Source organism: Ruegeria sp. HKCCD7628 (assembly GCF_057221005.1).
On the sequence record NZ_JBWVBA010000009.1, the window covers coordinates 86,153 to 101,376 of the forward strand.

General features: G+C 56.7%; 15 protein-coding genes and 1 pseudogene. 9 read left to right on the plus strand and 7 right to left on the minus strand.

Annotated elements, in window-relative coordinates:
- The first annotated feature begins 87 nt into the window (after window positions 1-87).
- Window positions 88-621: a hypothetical protein gene (locus AC2TAD_RS17180; protein ID WP_170755195.1), complete on the plus strand. Its 534-nt coding sequence runs from the start codon at window positions 88-90 to the stop codon at window positions 619-621.
- Here the strand turns inward: AC2TAD_RS17180 and pncA are convergent.
- Window positions 618-1,211, minus strand: a complete 594-nt coding sequence (pncA, locus tag AC2TAD_RS17185; protein WP_480869099.1) for a bifunctional nicotinamidase/pyrazinamidase — start codon at window positions 1,209-1,211, stop codon at window positions 618-620. The two genes, AC2TAD_RS17180 and pncA, sit on opposite strands and share 4 nt — an antisense overlap.
- A gap of 93 nt (window positions 1,212-1,304) precedes the next feature.
- Between pncA and trhO the strand changes: the two genes are divergently transcribed.
- The gene (gene trhO, locus AC2TAD_RS17190; protein ID WP_480869100.1) at window positions 1,305-2,210 is read left to right on the plus strand and encodes an oxygen-dependent tRNA uridine(34) hydroxylase TrhO; all 906 of its coding nucleotides are present in this window, start codon (window positions 1,305-1,307) and stop codon (window positions 2,208-2,210) included.
- Between the two features lie 69 nt (window positions 2,211-2,279).
- The gene (locus tag AC2TAD_RS17195) at window positions 2,280-2,780 is read left to right on the plus strand and encodes an ion channel (protein ID WP_480869101.1); all 501 of its coding nucleotides are present in this window, start codon (window positions 2,280-2,282) and stop codon (window positions 2,778-2,780) included.
- 3 nt (window positions 2,781-2,783) lie between these two features.
- Here AC2TAD_RS17195 and AC2TAD_RS17200 read toward each other — a convergent pair whose 3' ends face one another.
- On the minus strand, window positions 2,784-3,113 hold the full coding sequence (locus tag AC2TAD_RS17200; RefSeq protein ID WP_170755199.1) for a hypothetical protein: 330 nt from the start codon (window positions 3,111-3,113) through the stop codon (window positions 2,784-2,786).
- Between the two features lie 371 nt (window positions 3,114-3,484).
- Here AC2TAD_RS17200 and AC2TAD_RS17205 point away from each other — a divergent pair, with 371 nt between their 5' ends.
- Together AC2TAD_RS17205 and AC2TAD_RS17210 are read left to right on the plus strand one after the other, a co-directional pair.
- A complete protein-coding gene (locus AC2TAD_RS17205) occupies window positions 3,485-5,929 on the plus strand; it encodes a GcvT family protein (RefSeq protein ID WP_480869102.1) in 2,445 nt (814 codons plus the stop codon).
- A complete protein-coding gene (locus AC2TAD_RS17210; protein WP_480869103.1) occupies window positions 5,926-7,287 on the plus strand; it encodes an MmgE/PrpD family protein in 1,362 nt (453 codons plus the stop codon). The genes AC2TAD_RS17205 and AC2TAD_RS17210 overlap by 4 nt, the downstream gene beginning before the upstream one ends.
- A gap of 19 nt (window positions 7,288-7,306) precedes the next feature.
- Here the strand turns inward: AC2TAD_RS17210 and AC2TAD_RS17215 are convergent, their stop codons facing one another.
- Genes AC2TAD_RS17215 through AC2TAD_RS17235 form a run of 5 tightly spaced genes read right to left on the minus strand, consistent with a single transcriptional unit; the run spans window position 7,307 to window position 11,847 of the window.
- On the minus strand, window positions 7,307-9,448 hold the full coding sequence (locus tag AC2TAD_RS17215; protein WP_480869104.1) for a hypothetical protein: 2,142 nt from the start codon (window positions 9,446-9,448) through the stop codon (window positions 7,307-7,309).
- Entirely contained in the window at window positions 9,445-10,314 is an 870-nt protein-coding gene (gene motA, locus AC2TAD_RS17220) for a flagellar motor stator protein MotA (RefSeq protein ID WP_353392759.1), read from the minus strand. Before motA ends, AC2TAD_RS17215 begins: the two co-directional genes overlap by 4 nt.
- Window positions 10,315-10,360: 46 nt before the next feature.
- Window positions 10,361-10,933 (minus strand): MotE family protein, encoded by a 573-nt coding sequence (locus AC2TAD_RS17225; RefSeq protein ID WP_480869105.1) that lies wholly within the window; start codon window positions 10,931-10,933, stop codon window positions 10,361-10,363.
- Window positions 10,930-11,397, minus strand: a complete 468-nt coding sequence (locus AC2TAD_RS17230; RefSeq protein WP_480869106.1) for a hypothetical protein — start codon at window positions 11,395-11,397, stop codon at window positions 10,930-10,932. The genes AC2TAD_RS17225 and AC2TAD_RS17230 overlap by 4 nt, the downstream gene beginning before the upstream one ends.
- A 9-nt stretch (window positions 11,398-11,406) precedes the next feature.
- Window positions 11,407-11,847, minus strand: a complete 441-nt coding sequence (locus AC2TAD_RS17235) for a flagellar basal body-associated FliL family protein (protein WP_480869107.1) — start codon at window positions 11,845-11,847, stop codon at window positions 11,407-11,409.
- A gap of 176 nt (window positions 11,848-12,023) precedes the next feature.
- Between AC2TAD_RS17235 and fliF the strand changes: the two are divergent.
- The 4 genes and pseudogenes from fliF to fliP all read left to right on the plus strand — a co-directional run bounded on the left by fliF (window position 12,024) and on the right by fliP (window position 15,220).
- Window positions 12,024-13,613 (plus strand): annotated as a pseudogene (gene fliF / locus AC2TAD_RS17240) (flagellar basal-body MS-ring/collar protein FliF).
- Window positions 13,613-14,209, plus strand: coding sequence for a FliH/SctL family protein (locus tag AC2TAD_RS17245; protein WP_480869108.1), 597 nt, complete (start codon window positions 13,613-13,615; stop codon window positions 14,207-14,209). The pseudogene fliF and the gene AC2TAD_RS17245 overlap by 1 nt, the downstream one beginning before the upstream one ends.
- A complete protein-coding gene (locus AC2TAD_RS17250) occupies window positions 14,202-14,489 on the plus strand; it encodes a FliM/FliN family flagellar motor switch protein (RefSeq protein ID WP_480869109.1) in 288 nt (95 codons plus the stop codon). Before AC2TAD_RS17245 ends, AC2TAD_RS17250 begins: the two co-directional genes overlap by 8 nt.
- Window positions 14,489-15,220 (plus strand): flagellar type III secretion system pore protein FliP, encoded by a 732-nt coding sequence (gene fliP, locus AC2TAD_RS17255; protein WP_480869110.1) that lies wholly within the window; start codon window positions 14,489-14,491, stop codon window positions 15,218-15,220. The genes AC2TAD_RS17250 and fliP overlap by 1 nt, the downstream gene beginning before the upstream one ends.
- Window positions 15,221-15,224: the final 4 nt, after the last annotated feature.

The following is a 15,224-nucleotide window of genomic DNA, read 5'->3' on the forward strand; positions in this document are numbered from 1 at the left end:
CAATGTCAGGTCACAAAGCGAGCATATTGTGTGTTCTTTTCACCGGTTAGTGAGAAGAGAGGTCGAAGGACGAGGTTAAGTTGGTGAATGGTTCTCGAGTACGATTTTGACATTGTTGTCGTCGATCCGGGGGAAGGGGATTCAGATTCGGGCCCGGATGGTTTTTCGAAGAAACCAGTGCTGCGTGCGATGTTTCGCAGTGTGAAGACTGCGGATGCTCTGAGGGCGGCCTCTCCAAAAATTCGCAAGATTTTTCAGGATGCAGGCTTTGGTCTGGACGCAACCGGCAGCGATCTTGTGCACGGTCTATACCGGCCAAGGGATGAGGCTGAACGGGAGCGGATCCTGCGCGCTCTGTTTGCCAATATTCGCAAGATGGGCGTTCAGGGCGAATATTGCGGCGAGTTCGATTTCCGAAAGTTCCTTCGGGACATTAAAAACGCCCGTCCGCGCAATGGTCAACGCCGTACAGTTGCGGACTGGACGCCAAACCCTCGGTACAAATCCCCTGCATCGCCCGAACGCCGTACCTTGCCGGGACGGATCGGCGTGGCACTGGGGCTGGCCGTAATTCTGTTTGTTATTGTCAAATACCTGGCCGAGCGTGGCGCGACCCCTTAGGACAGCGTTACACCGGCGTCACGCATCGCGGTTTCAGCCGTCGCTAGTGAACCATCCAGATCAATAGCGCGGCAAACGTCCAACCGAACTGTGACCTCGAAACCCAGCTGGGCTGCGTCCACGGCCGAGAAGTGTACACAGAAGTCTGTTGCCAACCCTACCATCGTCAGTTTTCGTATGCCGCGCGTGTTCAGGTACCCTTCCAACCCCGTTGGGGTGGTCTTGTCGTTTTCGAAAAAGGCAGAATAGCTATCGATGGTTGGGCGGAACCCCTTGCGGATGATCAGGTCCGCATTTGTGCGCAGATTGGGGTGAAACATGGCGCCGTGCGTATCTTGCACGCAATGATCGGGCCATAGAACCTGCGGACCATAGGGCATTTCGGTCATGTCATAGGGGTTTTTCCCCGCATGAGAGCTGGCGAAAGACGAATGCCCGGCCGGGTGCCAATCCTGAGTCAGGACCACCGCGTCGAAGTCGTCCATCATCGCGTTGATAGGGGCCACGATCTGGTCGCCTTCGGGCACGGCCAGCGCGCCGCCGGGGCAGAAATCGTTCTGGACGTCGATTACGATCAGGGCATGGGTCATCGTGATCTCCTTTTTTGATATCGGTAAGGGTGCAGGCAGGGGGCGTCAATCCGGTCCCTTGCGACTCTGTGCGCGTGAGGCTAGACCGCGCGCATGTATACGATCGCTGCCCTCTATCACTTCACCCGTTTCGCTGATCACGCCGCCTTGCGCGCGCCCCTGTTGGAGCTTTGCCGCGCGCAATCCGTCAAAGGTACGCTGCTGCTTGCGCAAGAGGGGATCAACGGCACCATCGCGGGCCCCCGCGCCGGGATTGACGCGGTGCTGGCCCATATCAAGGCGCTGCCGGGTTGTGCCGATCTGGAGTGGAAAGAGGCCACCGCCGACCACCCGCCCTTTGGCAAGATGAAGGTGCGCCTGAAGAAAGAGATCGTGACCATGGGCCAACCGGATGTCGATCCGCTTGCCCGCGTCGGCAATTATGTCGAGCCTGAGGAGTGGAACGACCTGATCCGCTCGGACGATGTGGTGGTGATCGACACGCGCAACGATTACGAGGTGGCGATTGGTACGTTTGAGGGCGCAATAGACCCTGAAACAGCCAGTTTCCGCGAATTCCCGGCGTGGTGGGAAGAAAACAAGGAGCGCTTCCACAACAAGCGCGTGGCCATGTTCTGCACCGGCGGTATCCGCTGTGAGAAATCAACCAACTTCCTGCTGGGGCAGGGGGTCGAGGATGTCTATCACCTCAAGGGTGGTATCCTGCGTTACCTTGAGGAAATGCCCGCCGAGGACAGCACCTGGCAAGGTGAGTGCTTTGTGTTCGACAACCGCGTTTCTGTGGGGCATGGGCTGGTCGAGGGGCCTCATAACCTGTGCCACGGCTGCCGCCGCCCGATCCGGCCCGAGGATATGAAACGGCCCGAATATGAGCACGGCGTTGCGTGCCACCAATGCGTAGATGAGACCTCGGAAGCGGACAAAATGCGCTTCCGCGAGCGGCAAAAGCAGATAGGTCTAGCACGTTCGCGCGGGCAGGAACATCTGGGAGCAGATTAAGCCAATTCCGGTTGCAGGCCCCGGTGCAAACCGGGATGATCACACGCAGACCCTGTGACCGGAGGCCCAATGTCGCGCAAACCCACCACTCTGGAGGAATGGAAATCGACCCTGCTGGCGGCGGGTGGCATGGTTGTGGCCAGTTTCGTGGCGTGGTTCGGCCTATCACGCCTGAGCGAGGCCACCGCAGGCGATACGATCGGTACCCTCGCCTCGGTCGGTTTGCTGTTGTGGATCGTGTCGCAGTCCTGGTTCTACATGACCCAAGTGAAATCGCCGCGTCGTGTGCTGTTCTTGATGGGCGTTTCCTTTATTCAGGTCGTCCCCTTCCTGTTCGCCGCCGTCTACGGTGCGTTCGGCTATAAAGACAACTGCGTGGTCGGTGCCAGCGGACCGGGGGACATCCTGTATTTCTCATACGTCACCTTCACCACCGTTGGATATGGTGACATGGCCCCGACCGGCCTGTGCCGCGCGTTGGCCGTGTCCGAAGCGGTGACAGGCTACATCCTGCTGGGCCTCTTCGTCGCCGCTGCCGTGGCACTTTTTGCCCGAAACCACTCGGATTAGAGCCTATTTGTTGGTGTCAATCCACCGGGACATCATGTGCTTGTCGCGGAAACACTCAGACGGTATCGGCCTGCGTTTGGAACGCGAGATCCGTTCAGCAAAAGCGACCTGTTTGCCCGTGGGGTAATTGGCAAATGGCGACGGGTCATCTTGTTTATGCGCCGAAATCCACTGGGACATGGCCCTGCGGTCGCGTTGTGCCTCGACCGGGATTTCAAGCGCCGATTGCTGGGCAATCGCGCGCGCATAGCGCATCTGCCGGTCTGTGACGGGCAGCATGTGATAATCGTTGCTGGGTGCGTCGTACCAGCTTTGACGGGCAGCGTTGGCCATAGCTCGAATACCTCCGTTCCACCTCAGACATAATGATGGAACAAATATAGAACATTTTAGGAACTTTTTCAAGATTTCCGCTGATCCACACGGTTTTCACCGCGTTTCAAACCAGCCTGTCCCGTCGCGTTTCGACCAATTCGGCACGTATTTTCGTGCTTCCTAATTTAATCAAAGAATCAGTGCGTCTCATTTCAAGACACAAACGCTCACGACATCGCGCGTTTGGTGCCACCGGGCGATGATCCGCCGACGCGGCGTTTGCTTCCGGCGTTTTGATCGTCATTACCGACATTTTGCGTCGGGAACAGAGCATCAGTAGCCCCTGACCTGTGGCTGACTTTCCTGCAAGCTCTGTAGGAGGTGCGCCAATGAAAACCCATGCTCAGGCCGTTGTCATCGGAGGGGGGCTGGTCGGCTGCTCGATCCTGTATCACCTGGCCAAGCTGGGCTGGACTGATGTTGTCCTGCTGGAACGCGATGAGCTGACCAGCGGATCCACGTGGCACGCGGCGGCCAATATCCACGGGCTGCACGACAACAACAACATCACCCGTATCCAGCACTATACGATGAACCTGTATAAGCAGCTGGAGGCTGAAACCGGGCAGGGCTGTGGCGTGTTTCAATCCGGCTCGCTCTATTTGGCGCAGACTGAGGATCGCGAACACCAACTGCGCCTGCAAGAAGCCAAGGCGCGTTTCTACGGTCTTAACTTCCACGAGATCAGCCGCGAACAGGCTATGGAACTGCACCCTCTGGCGCAATTCGATGATATCCGCTGTATCATGTTCGAACCCGATGGCGGCAATGTTGACCCCTCGGGCGTGACCCATGCCTATGCGGCCGGAGCACGCGCGATGGGTGCCAGCATTGAGCGATTTTGCCCTGTGTTAGGCACTGAACAGCAACCAGATGGATCGTGGATCGTACGCACCGCAAAGGGCGATATCCACACGCAATGGGTGGTGAATGCCGGCGGCCTGTGGGGGCGTGAGGTGGCCGCATTGGCGGGTATTGAACTGCCCCTGCAACCGACTGAACATCAGTATTTCGTCACCCAAGCGATTGATGAAGTCGCCGCGTTGGGCCGCCGCTTGCCGTCCATCGCCGACCGGGATGGCGAGTACTACTTCCGGCAAGAAGGCAACGGTTTGCTGATCGGTGCCTATGAAAAAGACATGCGGTTTTGGGCTGAAAACGGCACGCCGCTTGATTTCGCCCATGATCTGTTCCCCGACGATTTGGATCGCATCATGGAGAACGTCATCCGCGCAACCGACCGTGTACCAGTGGCCGCGACCGCCGGTGTGAAGCGGGTGATCAATGGCCCGATGATCTGGTCGCCGGATTCGAACGCGATCTGGGGGCCTGTGCCCGAGCTGCAGAACTATTTCTGTTGCACCGGCATCATCCCCGGATTTTCGCAATCGGGCGGGCTTGGCCTGTTGTCGGCGCAATGGATGATCGAGGGCGAGCCGCAATACGACATGTTTGCCTGGGATCTGGCGCGGTTTGGCGACTGGGCCGACAAGGCCTTCACAAAAGCGCGGGTGCAGGACGTTTACACGCACCGCTTCGCCATTCACTTCCCGAACGAAGAACGCAGCGCGGGCCGCCCCGCCCGTGTGCGCCCTGCCTATCAGATACAAAAGAACATGGGCTGTGTCTTTGGCCTGAACTGCGGGTGGGAGCACCCCCTCTGGTTCGCCGATCAGCCTGGTGTGGTCGAGACTGCCGGCTTCACCCGCCAGAATTGGTGGGAACCGGTTGGCCGTGAAGTCCAGATGCTGAGGGACAATGTGGGTGTGATCGACATCTCGAACTTCGCCAACTACGTGATCAAGGGGTTGGGGGCGCACGATTGGTTGGATCGTCTTGTTGCCAACCGGGTACCGACCGAGGTTGGACGCTCCTGCCTGACGCCTCTGATCTCGGTACGTGGTGGCGTGGCGGGCGACTTTACCATCACCAAAGTCGCAGATGACGAATACATGATGATCGGTTCAGGCATGGCTGAGCGGTACCACCAGCGGTTCTTCAACATGGTTGATCTGCCAGAAGGCACCAGTTTCGAGGTTGCCACAAACCGCATCGCTGGCTTCAACGTTGCCGGCCCCAGATCGCGCGATCTGTTGCAACGGCTGACGAATGCAGACCTGTCTAACGAGGGGTTCCGTTTCATGCGGTCTCGTCAAATCGAGGTGGCGGGCGTTCAGTGTTTAGCCATCCGTGTCAGCTTTACCGGGGATTTGGGGTGGGAGTTGCACTGTGCCGAAGAGGATCAAGTTAGGCTCTATACTGCCCTTTTAGGCGCTGCAAACGATCTTGGCGGAGGCCCTGTTGGTGGTCGCGCGCTGGGGTCTTTGCGCATCGAAAAGGGGTATGGGTCGTGGGGTCGCGAATATTCACAGGAATATTGGCCGCACGAGGTCGGCCTGTCAGGATTGATCAAACTGGATAAGGACTTCCTGAACAAAAACGCCTATCTGGCAATCAAGGACACTCCGCCCCGAGAAGTACTGTCGATCTTTGAGATTGATGCCAAGATAGCCGATGCGTCGGGGGGAGAGCCCATTTTCACGCCTGATGGACGCCCGGTCGGGCGCGTCACATCGGGTGCTTATGGGTATTCCGTCGGCAAGTCGCTCGCCATTGGATATGTGAACCCCGACGCTGCGCAACCCGGCGACAAGGTCGAGGTATTCATTCTGGGCACTCCACACAGCGCAACTGTCTTGGCAGAGCCTCCGTTCGATCCGTCCGGGCTTCGCTTGCGCGGCCTCCATCAACCCGCAGCAGAGCCCGCCGAATGACCAATGCTTTCACCCGTGTTGCTGAGTTTACCTTGGACCGGCCAGCGGCGGATATGCCAGAGTCCGCCAAGGAAGCGGCTGCGCTGATGATGCTGGATACGATGGGTATCCTGATCGCGTCCGCCCAGATGGAGGCTGGTGTGATCGCGCGGGATACCGCAGCGCTGCTCTATGCCAGTTCCGATCCTGGTTTCAGCGCGCACATGATGTTTGACGGGCGGACCGTAAGCCTGGCCGGCGCGGCCTATGCTGCGGCAACGCAGATTGACAATCTGGACGGCCATGACGGCTACAACCCTACCAAAGGGCATATCGGCGTGGTGGTTTTACCGGCTCTGGTCGCTCTGGCTGAACATTGCCCGGACCTGACCGGCCCCGAAGCACTGGCAGCCGTCGTCACCGGGTACGAGGTTGCCGGGCGTGCCGGTATGTCACTGCACGCATCTGCCAGTGATTATCACACATCGGGCGCCTGGAATGCGTTGGGCGTTGTCGCCATGGCATCCCGGATGCGCCGCCATTCTAGCGAACAGATGCGACATGCCATGGGCATTGCCGAATATCACGGCCCGCGCAGTCAAATGATGCGCGAGATTGCGAACCCTACCATGTTGCATGATGGCTCGGGCTGGGGGGCATTGGTCGGGCTCTCTGCCACCGTTCTGGCCGAACGCGGGTTTACGGGCGCTCCAGCGATCACGGTCGAGGCCGAGTCGGCCGCGCAGTACTGGGCTGACCTGGGCCAGTTCTGGCAAGTCGAGCATCAATACGTGAAGCCTTACCCTATCTGCAGATGGGCCCACGCTGCCATTGACGGGGTGCGAATGCTGATGCTGAACAATGCACTATCGGCGGATCAGATCAAAACGGTGCAAATCAACAGCTTTCATGAAGCCGCCCGTTTATTCGCAGGAATGCCCGATACGACGTCTCAAGCACAATACTCGCTGCCTTTTGCGGTTGCCGTTCAGGCGATTTACGGGCGGATCGGGGTCGAACATATTTCGGGCGCGGGTCTGTGCGATCCAAAAGTTGCCGCCTTCATCACCCGTATTCAGGTATCCGAGGATCAACGTCATTCCCTACGGTTTCCCGAAGGACGTTGGGCGGATGTGCGTATTACTACAACTGACGGCCGTGTCTTGGCGTCTGGCGACGTTCACGCGCGAGGCGGGCCCGAAGATCCGTTCAGCCGCGCAGATGTGATCGCAAAGTTTAAAGACTTTGCCATGCCTGCGATCGGTGTCGAGCGCACAAACGCCATCGCCGCGGCTATTTTGGGCTGGACGGGTGAGTCTTCACGATTTTCCGATCTAAGCCCACAACTTTTTGCACCTGCTTTTAGAAAAGCACAGTAAATTTCAGAGACTCAAAGAGTTAGTCTTTCAACGTTCCAAGAAGCGTCGAGATATTTTCCCGTGTATCCGCACTGTCCTGCAAAAGGCCCTCTGCATCTGCCAAGGGTTTTCCGGGGTGTCGTTCAGGCGAACTGGCGAGAGTCTGCGTCAAGTCGTTGACCGTTCCATATTTGGCTTCAAGCTCTTTGGTGATTGCGTCGGATTGACCAGCGAGCCAGAATAACCTGTTGGCTTCATCATGGTCGTTAGCATCGCCCAAAAGTTGTCCCGCTTGTACAAAATCCCCGATGTCCTGCAAGGCTCGCGTCTTAAGAGCCATCGCGTCTTGGGATATGTCTCCCTCCAACTCCAGCAAAGCTTGATGTGGACGTCCCCGCAGTATTGATGAATGCGCCCTAAGCCTTGCTCTTTTGGACCTAAAAGACGTGTCCTGAGGCCGGTTCGCTAGCGCAAATGCCCGGCTGGCGAACCCAAGTTCTACCAAACGCTCTGCGACAGAGACAGCGGTTTCAGTGGTCAAAACCTTCGAGACATTACCGGATAAGCCGATTGTATGGCGCAGAAATGTTATGTCCTCGGACCGCTCAGCCAGAATTTGCACAACGCGGTTAACGGCTCCCTCGCGGTCTTGCCCATCGGGTATTTGCAGTGCGGTATTCATCGCCTGATCGAAATCATTGCTTAGGCTTAGTGCAACCGCATGCGCACGCTGTAACATTGGATGCATCTCGGACTCGCGATATTCTATCTCAAAGGCCGCAGCCAAACCCAATTCCTTGGGTGAAACCGCACCGCGTTCAGACCAACGTTTTTCAATAAGGCGCGCCAAAGAAAGGGGCGCTTCGGAACCCGCATCTTCCGCTTCGATTGCTTCTTTCAGACGGAGCTCTGTTTCTTGGCCGTCGCCTTCCGCCTTAGCTATCGCTGCTTTGGCTTTGGACGTATCGGCGCTGCTGGTGTTCTCAACCCGATCAACGGATCGAAGCACCCGTCTTGCGGCTTCCAATTGGCTGCCTTCCACCATAATTTCCGACAGTCTGGGGCCAATTTGCTTGCGCAAATGATCAGGTAGACGAGCAAATGCATGTTCGATTGACGTCAGTTGCGCATCTTTTGCTAGTACGCCTTCCGACAATACAGACCAAAAGGCTGCGTCACTGTCGCATCGCTGTTGCCTCTGAAACGGGTTCGGCTCATCCACCGAGCGTTCGTCAAGAATCTGGGCGATTGTTACAATCATATGCCGCTCGCTTTCGTCAGGCTTCGCAAGGTCCAACATGGCGAGCGCTTCAACGCCAAACCCGTGATAGGCATAGAGCCTCGCAAGCCCTAACGCGCGTGCGCGATCGACGCGGTCAAATTCATGAAACAGAGCGGCGCGGGCGCTTGCCACTTGTTTCGAGAACGGTCGCAGGTCAGACCAGGTGTCAAACCCAATCTCGGCGTTGGTAATGCAGGACGGCTGACGTTCAAGTTCAATGAGATTTGGGCCAAGCAGATCATTCAATTCGTCAAGAATTGAGGTGACGTTGATATTCGCCTCCAGATCTGAAGGCAGAAGAGGCGCGTTTTGGAATCCGGTTGATCTTGGGCCAGCAGGAGTAAGGTTCAGATCGACGATAGAACGGTCTGCACCTTGCAGCAGTTTTGTGGATAGCTGATTTTCAAATTGCCGCGCGTTCAAATTAAGCAAGGGAAGCGCCACCACCTCGGTTTTCTGGACTGTCTCAAGCGGGTTTTCCTGCACAGCCGCTTTGGGGAGCAAAGGCGGTGGGATATCTTCGCTGAGCGGTGGAAGGGAGGCAGCGGGCGCAATATCCACCACGATCATCGTGTCTTTGTAAAGAAATGAGGACGCCACACAGTCGCAACCAAATTGCAACTCTAGCGCATCCCCCGGTTTCTTTTGTGATAATGCCGACAGGCGGTTTTGCGTTAAACGGCGGAACACAGATCCAGTTTCGAAAGTCACGTCATCGAGTGCCACGTCGAGGCGGGCACCATTTTTCGTTTGAGCCAGAATCCAGCCGGTATCAGGCGGGATCTGTACAACCAATCGGGTATAACCATCATGTTCACCCGTCCGGACGGTCAATTCCTCGGCGAAAACGGCTTGAGCCGCCCCAAGCAAAATGGCCGCTATGCCCCAGGACTTTTTCATGCGGCTGCCTGCTTAAGCTCTTTCAGCGCCTCTTCAAGTTCCGAGAAGCCGGGGCGGTTATGCGTCGGTGTATTCTGTCGGCCAACCTCGATACACATCGCGGCATTATGGTTGTGTAAATTGGCGACCAGTACTTCCTTGATCAACTGGTAGAAATGGTTGTCCTCTTCAACCACGGCCTTCAGCTTGCCAGCGAAGGGTCCGACCAGACCATAAGCCAGAAAAACCCCTAGAAACGTACCGACTAGAGCACCACCGATCAACTTACCCAATACCTCGGGTGGTTGGTCAATCGAGCCCATTGTCTTGATAACCCCCAGAACGGCAGCAACGATACCCAACGCGGGCAGGCCATCGGCCACCGTTTGCAAAGCATGGCTGGAATGCATGGCGTGATGGAAATTCGCCTCCATCCGCTTTTCCAGAACTTCCTCGACCTGATGCGGATCGTCGTAATTCATCGACGCGGATCGCATTGTGTCACAAATCAGGTCAACGGCTTCCTTATCCGATTGGATCTTGGGATAGGCGGAAAAAAGAGACGAGTTTTGAGGGTCTTCAATGTGCTGTTCGACCTCGACCGGGTTCGCCTTGGCAATACGGATCATCGAAAACAGAAGACAAAGCAGATCGCGATAGTCTTCGGGTTTCCACTTGGGACCTTTGAAAACCTTGCCCATATCCTTGATGGTGTGTTTCACGGCGCTCATGTCGTTGCTGATCAAAAAGGCGCCCACGGCCGCGCCTCCGATCATCATCATCTCGAATGGCAATGACTTAAGGATGATCGTCATTTTGCCGCCCGCAGCCAAATAGCCGCCGAACACCATGGCGAAAATGACGACGATTCCGATTATTCCGATCATGTGGGCTCTCCGACGAAGTCAAATGCGGGATTAAAGGACATAGAGTTTATTCCTGAGGGGCGGCAGCATTTCGCCCCGCCATGATGACGCTGATCGTATAGGCCGCCTCGGGGCTGAGCCCGGCAAGGACGCCGGCAGCTGCGTCCGGCGGCATGCGCGACAAAAAACCTGCTGCGAAACCCGGATCCATTGTCTCAAACAAGGCTGCGGCGTCTTTCGGTTTCATGCTTTGGTACACATCGGTCAGCCGCGTCAAATCGGTCTCTGCTGCTTTTTGGGCATAGGACAACGTTTCCCGAAGGCTCGTTTCGGCGTCCTGTAATGCAACAAGGCGTGTCTCGATCGCCTGATCAGCGATATCGAGGGCTCTTTCCTTTTCCAAAATCGCCGCCTCACGCTCTTTCAATGCTTGTTCGCGGCGCAACAAAGCAGTTAGCAATTCTCGGGTTTTGGGATGGTCGTCCATTATCGGCTTCGCGGCAGTGACCGACGGCTCAGCGGCCTTAGCCAAAGCAGGTCCGGCTTCAAGCCCAACGCGGATTGCTGCAGACCCGACCATCAACAACGAGATCACTGTAAGAACGCCGCCTTTGGGCCGGTTGGAGGCCTTGCGAGTCATGCCGTTCCCTCACCGATTTTGCGCGTATGTCGCATAAACATGAGACCCATCGCGCGTTTGGGCTCGGGCTTTTCTGTCAGCTCGGTCGTGGATTCGGGTTCTGTTGAAACCTCGTCCTTCGGTAAAAAAGCGGTTTCGGTCGCCCCTGCTGAAACTGTTTCTTCTACCTCGTCTTTTTCTGGAATGACGTCGTGCATCGACGCCATCATCAACTCTAGCTGCTGGGCCACAGATTCCGCCCTGAGAGTTAGCGACTTGAGTTCATCACTGGCCTGATCTGACGTCACACGAGCCGAATCCAGTGATTTCTTAAGTTCGTCCGCCTGCGAAGACAAAACGGCCACCGTTCCGCCAACGCCTTTTTCAAGATCCGTGAAACGCCTGAGGCGGCGCGATAGAACAAAACAATACAGGCCTGCACCAAGAGCGCCGGCAACCAGAAAAATATCTGCGATCAATTCCAATTTCGCCTCCTAGTTCAGTACGAATTCCATCACGAGAACATCGCGCACGCGGTCTTCTCCGACGACGATCCCGATTCGACGTAGCAGATGGCCGCGTATGCGCATCAGCGCCAGGGAATCTTCCAGATCCCCAACTTGAACGGCACGCAAATATCCATTCAGGACGTCCATGATTCGCGGCTTCATTTTTTCAACGTCGCTCAGGTGTTCTGGATTCACCTCAAGCTGCGCATGAAACTTCAGGTGCCGCGAATCGCCCGACTTGATCGAAACGATGACCGGCGGCAGTTCGACAAAAACCACGTCGGGCAGGGCCTTGAGAGGTTTTTCCGTACCTTCTTTCATAGGTGCGTCAGCGGTTGGTTTCGGGCCAAAGGGCAACATTCCCAACGTGGTCAGGTAGTATCCGCCAGCTGCCCCGGCCACGGCTAGAATCGCACCGATAATCAACCCACTTTTCCCTTATTTTTCAGCCTCTTCTGCCTGTTCTGCAGTCGCGTCGGTCATGACGCCCTCATTCATCCGTTCCGCAACTGTCATAACCCGGCAGGGACTAACCGATTGTTAAGGGTAATCGTTCAAACAAGGGATGTGCCGGGCAGAATGCCGGCGAGTCGGAGGTGAGCGTGCAGCAGATCGGGACTGTCTGGGCAAGTTTGGACAGGCGTAAACAAATCATCGTTGCCGGTGCAGTCGTGCTGGTGTTTCTTGGGGTTCTAACGATGTCGCGACTGGTAAGCGCGCCGTCGATGACCTTGCTTTATGCGGGGCTGGAAAGTGGCGCAGCTGGCGATATCGTGCGGTCGCTGGACCAGCGTGGTGTGCCGTATGAGATTCGCGGCGGCTCGATCTATGTACCGGGTTCGCAGCGTGATGAACTGCGCATGACCCTGGCCAGTGATGGACTGCCTGCGAACGGAAATAGGGGATATGAGCTGCTGGATTCGCTGAGCGGCTTTGGCACGACGTCCCAGATGTTCGACGCTGCGTACTGGCGCGCGAAAGAGGGGGAACTGGCACGTACCATTGTCGGTGGTCCGCACATCAGTCAGGCACGGGTTCATATCGCGAACGGATCCTCGAATCCGTTCTAACGCAGCGTTGCTCCGACGGCATCGGCCTATCTGGTATCCTCAGGGGCCGACATTACTTCGGATCAGGCCAAGGCAATCCGCTTTCTTGTGTCGTCCGCTGTCAGTGGCTTGGCGCCGGAAAACGTCGCTGTGATCGACTCGAATGGTGCGGTCATTGGTGCGCAAGACAATCCTGTGGCGGGCGATACGGCCGACGACAAAGCCCAACAGCTGCGCGAGCGTGTTCTGCGCCTGGTTGAAGCCCGCGTGGGGACCGGCAACGCCGTGGTCGAAGTCAGCGTTGACACCGTTACCAAAACCGAGTCGATCCGTGAGCGTCGATTTGACCCTAGTGGCCGTGTCGCAATCAGTACCGATGTCGAAGAACGATCGGATAGTGCCCGGAACCAATCTGCAGATGTGACCGTTGCATCGAACTTGCCTGATGGGGACGGGGCCGGTGGCGATGAATCGAATTCGAATGCAACCCAAACGCGCGAGCGGGTGAATTATGAGGTTTCGGAAACCGAGCTGGAGGTCCACAACGCGCCAGGAGCCATCAAACGTTTGACGGTTGCCGTTCTGGTAAACGGTACGACATCGTCAGACGCAAGTGGCGTCGAGAGCTTTGTGCCGATGCCGGAAGTCGAGATGGAAGCACTGAAAGAGCTTGTCGCTTCGGCTGTTGGCTTCGATGCCGAGCGTGGTGATGTTATTACACTGAAGTCCATGAATTTGCCCGTGGTTGAACCGCAGGGAACCGTGGCTTCTTCCTCGATTTGGGGGAGTATCCATCTTGATGCGATGTCGTTGATCCAGATGACCATTCTGGCAGCGGTTTCGCTGATCCTTGCCCTGTTTGTCATTCGACCCATTCTGATGAAACCGGCTACCGTGCCTGCCTTGTTGCCGGCAGGTTCCGCGACAGAACCCGAAGCGTACCTGACCGGAGAGATCGCGACCGATGAAGTTGGCCAATACCAGCCGGTGCCTCGACAAGCTCCGGCAGGTGATGTTCCGACCCTCACCAACGCGCCCGGCGCCGATCCTGTGGACCGGTTGCGAACGATGATCGGCGACAAGCAGGAAGAGACCGTGGAAATCCTGCGCAGCTGGCTTGAAGAAGGTGAGGAGCGTGCTTGATGTCGATAGCCCATCTTCTTGAAGATTTCACTCTGCAAACCGGTGGAGGAAAGCTCCACCTGTTGGATGAAGACGCGCTTGAAGAACAGCGGTTGGCCTCATTCGAACAAGGCTACAGCGCAGGTTGGGAAGACGCTCTGCAAGCGCAAGAGCAAAGCCGTAAGCAAGCCTCAGCCGAGCTGGCCAAGTCGTTGGAGGACATGTCCTTCACCTACCATGAAGCCGTGACGCGTATGACTTTGTCGCTGGAGTCCATGTTCAACAGCCTTGTGAACGCGGTTCTGCCCGACACGCTAGATCGCGGGTTCGCCGCGCGGTTGGTTGAACAGCTCAGCGAGATGGCACAGGAACAGATCGGACAACCGATGCAAGTGTTTGTTCCCAAGGGGCGCGCGGTTGAGGTTCAGAATTTGATCCCACCCAGCCTGTCAACGGCGGCGAATGTGATCGAAGATCCCTCGCTCGAAGCCGGACAGGCAAGGCTGCAGGTTGGCGTGGCCCAGCGCGAAGTTGATACTGATGGGCTGCTGGCATCGGTCGCCGGGGCGTTCGACGCGTATGTATTTGAGGCAAAAGAGGCAATGAGCAATGAGTGATCCCCAAACCCCAAAACCAGAGAAAGCCAATCCGTTCGAGTCTGTTCCGATCGAAGTCACCGTATCCGTGGGGCGCGCCCGACCTTTGATCCGCGACCTGTTGAACATGGGTGAGAATGCGGTGCTCACGTTGGATAAACGTATCGAGGACCCGGTCGACCTCTATGTCGGCGACCAGCTTGTTGCACGGGGTCTTCTGGAAGAGTTGGAAGGGGATCAGTCGGGCCAACTGGCTGTACGCCTGACCGAGATTGCTGACCTGCAGAACGGGATCGGCTGATGCGCGTATTGCCGTGGCTTATCGTTGCGCTGATAGGGATGACTCCGTCCTTTGCCATGGCGCAGGAGCTATCTTTGTCGCTGGAGGATGGGGGCTCGATCTCGGCTCGGACGGTCCAGTTGATCCTGTTGATCACCGTTCTCAGCCTGGCACCCGGATTGGCGATCATGATCACCTGCTTCCCGTTTCTGATCACGGTACTGGCAATTCTGCGGCAAGGGATCGGGTTGCAACAATCGCCCCCCAACATGCTGATCGTCAGCTTGGCTTTGTTTCTGACCTATTTCATAATGGAGCCCGTCTTTACCGAAGCCTGGACCACTGGCATCCGTCCCATGGTCAATGAAACGATGGAGGTTGAGCCTGCTTTGGAACGGGCGTTGCAGCCATTTCGCGCCTTCATGGCCGCAAGGCTGGACCCCGATACATTTCACGCAATGGCTGCGCTTCGACCAGAAGGCAATACAGTCGATGTGTCACTGGATGCTCCGCTGTCGATCCTGATGCCATCTTTCATGCTGTCCGAGATCGCGCGCGCTTTTCAGATCGGCTTTCTCATCTTTCTGCCGTTCCTGATCATCGACCTTGTCGTTGTGGCGGTGCTGATGTCGATGGGTATGATGATGGTACCGCCGGCCACGGTATCACTTCCGTTCAAGCTGGCGTTTTTTGTAATTGCGGACGGATGGTCGTTGATCGCAAGCGCCTTGGTCCGAAGTTATATGGCCTGACAGA

What these genes read in the sequence shown, in the direction of transcription:
- AC2TAD_RS17180 (WP_170755195.1), top strand. Translation starts at nt 88, where the DNA reads ATGGTTCTCGAGTACGATTTTGACATTGTTGTCGTCGATCCGGGGGAA.
- pncA (WP_480869099.1), bottom strand. Translation starts at nt 1,211, where the DNA reads ATGACCCATGCCCTGATCGTAATCGACGTCCAGAACGATTTCTGCCCC.
- trhO (WP_480869100.1), top strand. Translation starts at nt 1,305, where the DNA reads ATGTATACGATCGCTGCCCTCTATCACTTCACCCGTTTCGCTGATCAC.
- AC2TAD_RS17195 (WP_480869101.1), top strand. Translation starts at nt 2,280, where the DNA reads ATGTCGCGCAAACCCACCACTCTGGAGGAATGGAAATCGACCCTGCTG.
- AC2TAD_RS17200 (WP_170755199.1), bottom strand. Translation starts at nt 3,113, where the DNA reads ATGGCCAACGCTGCCCGTCAAAGCTGGTACGACGCACCCAGCAACGAT.
- AC2TAD_RS17205 (WP_480869102.1), top strand. Translation starts at nt 3,485, where the DNA reads ATGAAAACCCATGCTCAGGCCGTTGTCATCGGAGGGGGGCTGGTCGGC.
- AC2TAD_RS17210 (WP_480869103.1), top strand. Translation starts at nt 5,926, where the DNA reads ATGACCAATGCTTTCACCCGTGTTGCTGAGTTTACCTTGGACCGGCCA.
- AC2TAD_RS17215 (WP_480869104.1), bottom strand. Translation starts at nt 9,448, where the DNA reads ATGAAAAAGTCCTGGGGCATAGCGGCCATTTTGCTTGGGGCGGCTCAA.
- motA (WP_353392759.1), bottom strand. Translation starts at nt 10,314, where the DNA reads ATGATCGGAATAATCGGAATCGTCGTCATTTTCGCCATGGTGTTCGGC.
- AC2TAD_RS17225 (WP_480869105.1), bottom strand. Translation starts at nt 10,933, where the DNA reads ATGACTCGCAAGGCCTCCAACCGGCCCAAAGGCGGCGTTCTTACAGTG.
- AC2TAD_RS17245 (WP_480869108.1), top strand. Translation starts at nt 13,613, where the DNA reads ATGTCGATAGCCCATCTTCTTGAAGATTTCACTCTGCAAACCGGTGGA.
- AC2TAD_RS17250 (WP_480869109.1), top strand. Translation starts at nt 14,202, where the DNA reads ATGAGTGATCCCCAAACCCCAAAACCAGAGAAAGCCAATCCGTTCGAG.
- fliP (WP_480869110.1), top strand. Translation starts at nt 14,489, where the DNA reads ATGCGCGTATTGCCGTGGCTTATCGTTGCGCTGATAGGGATGACTCCG.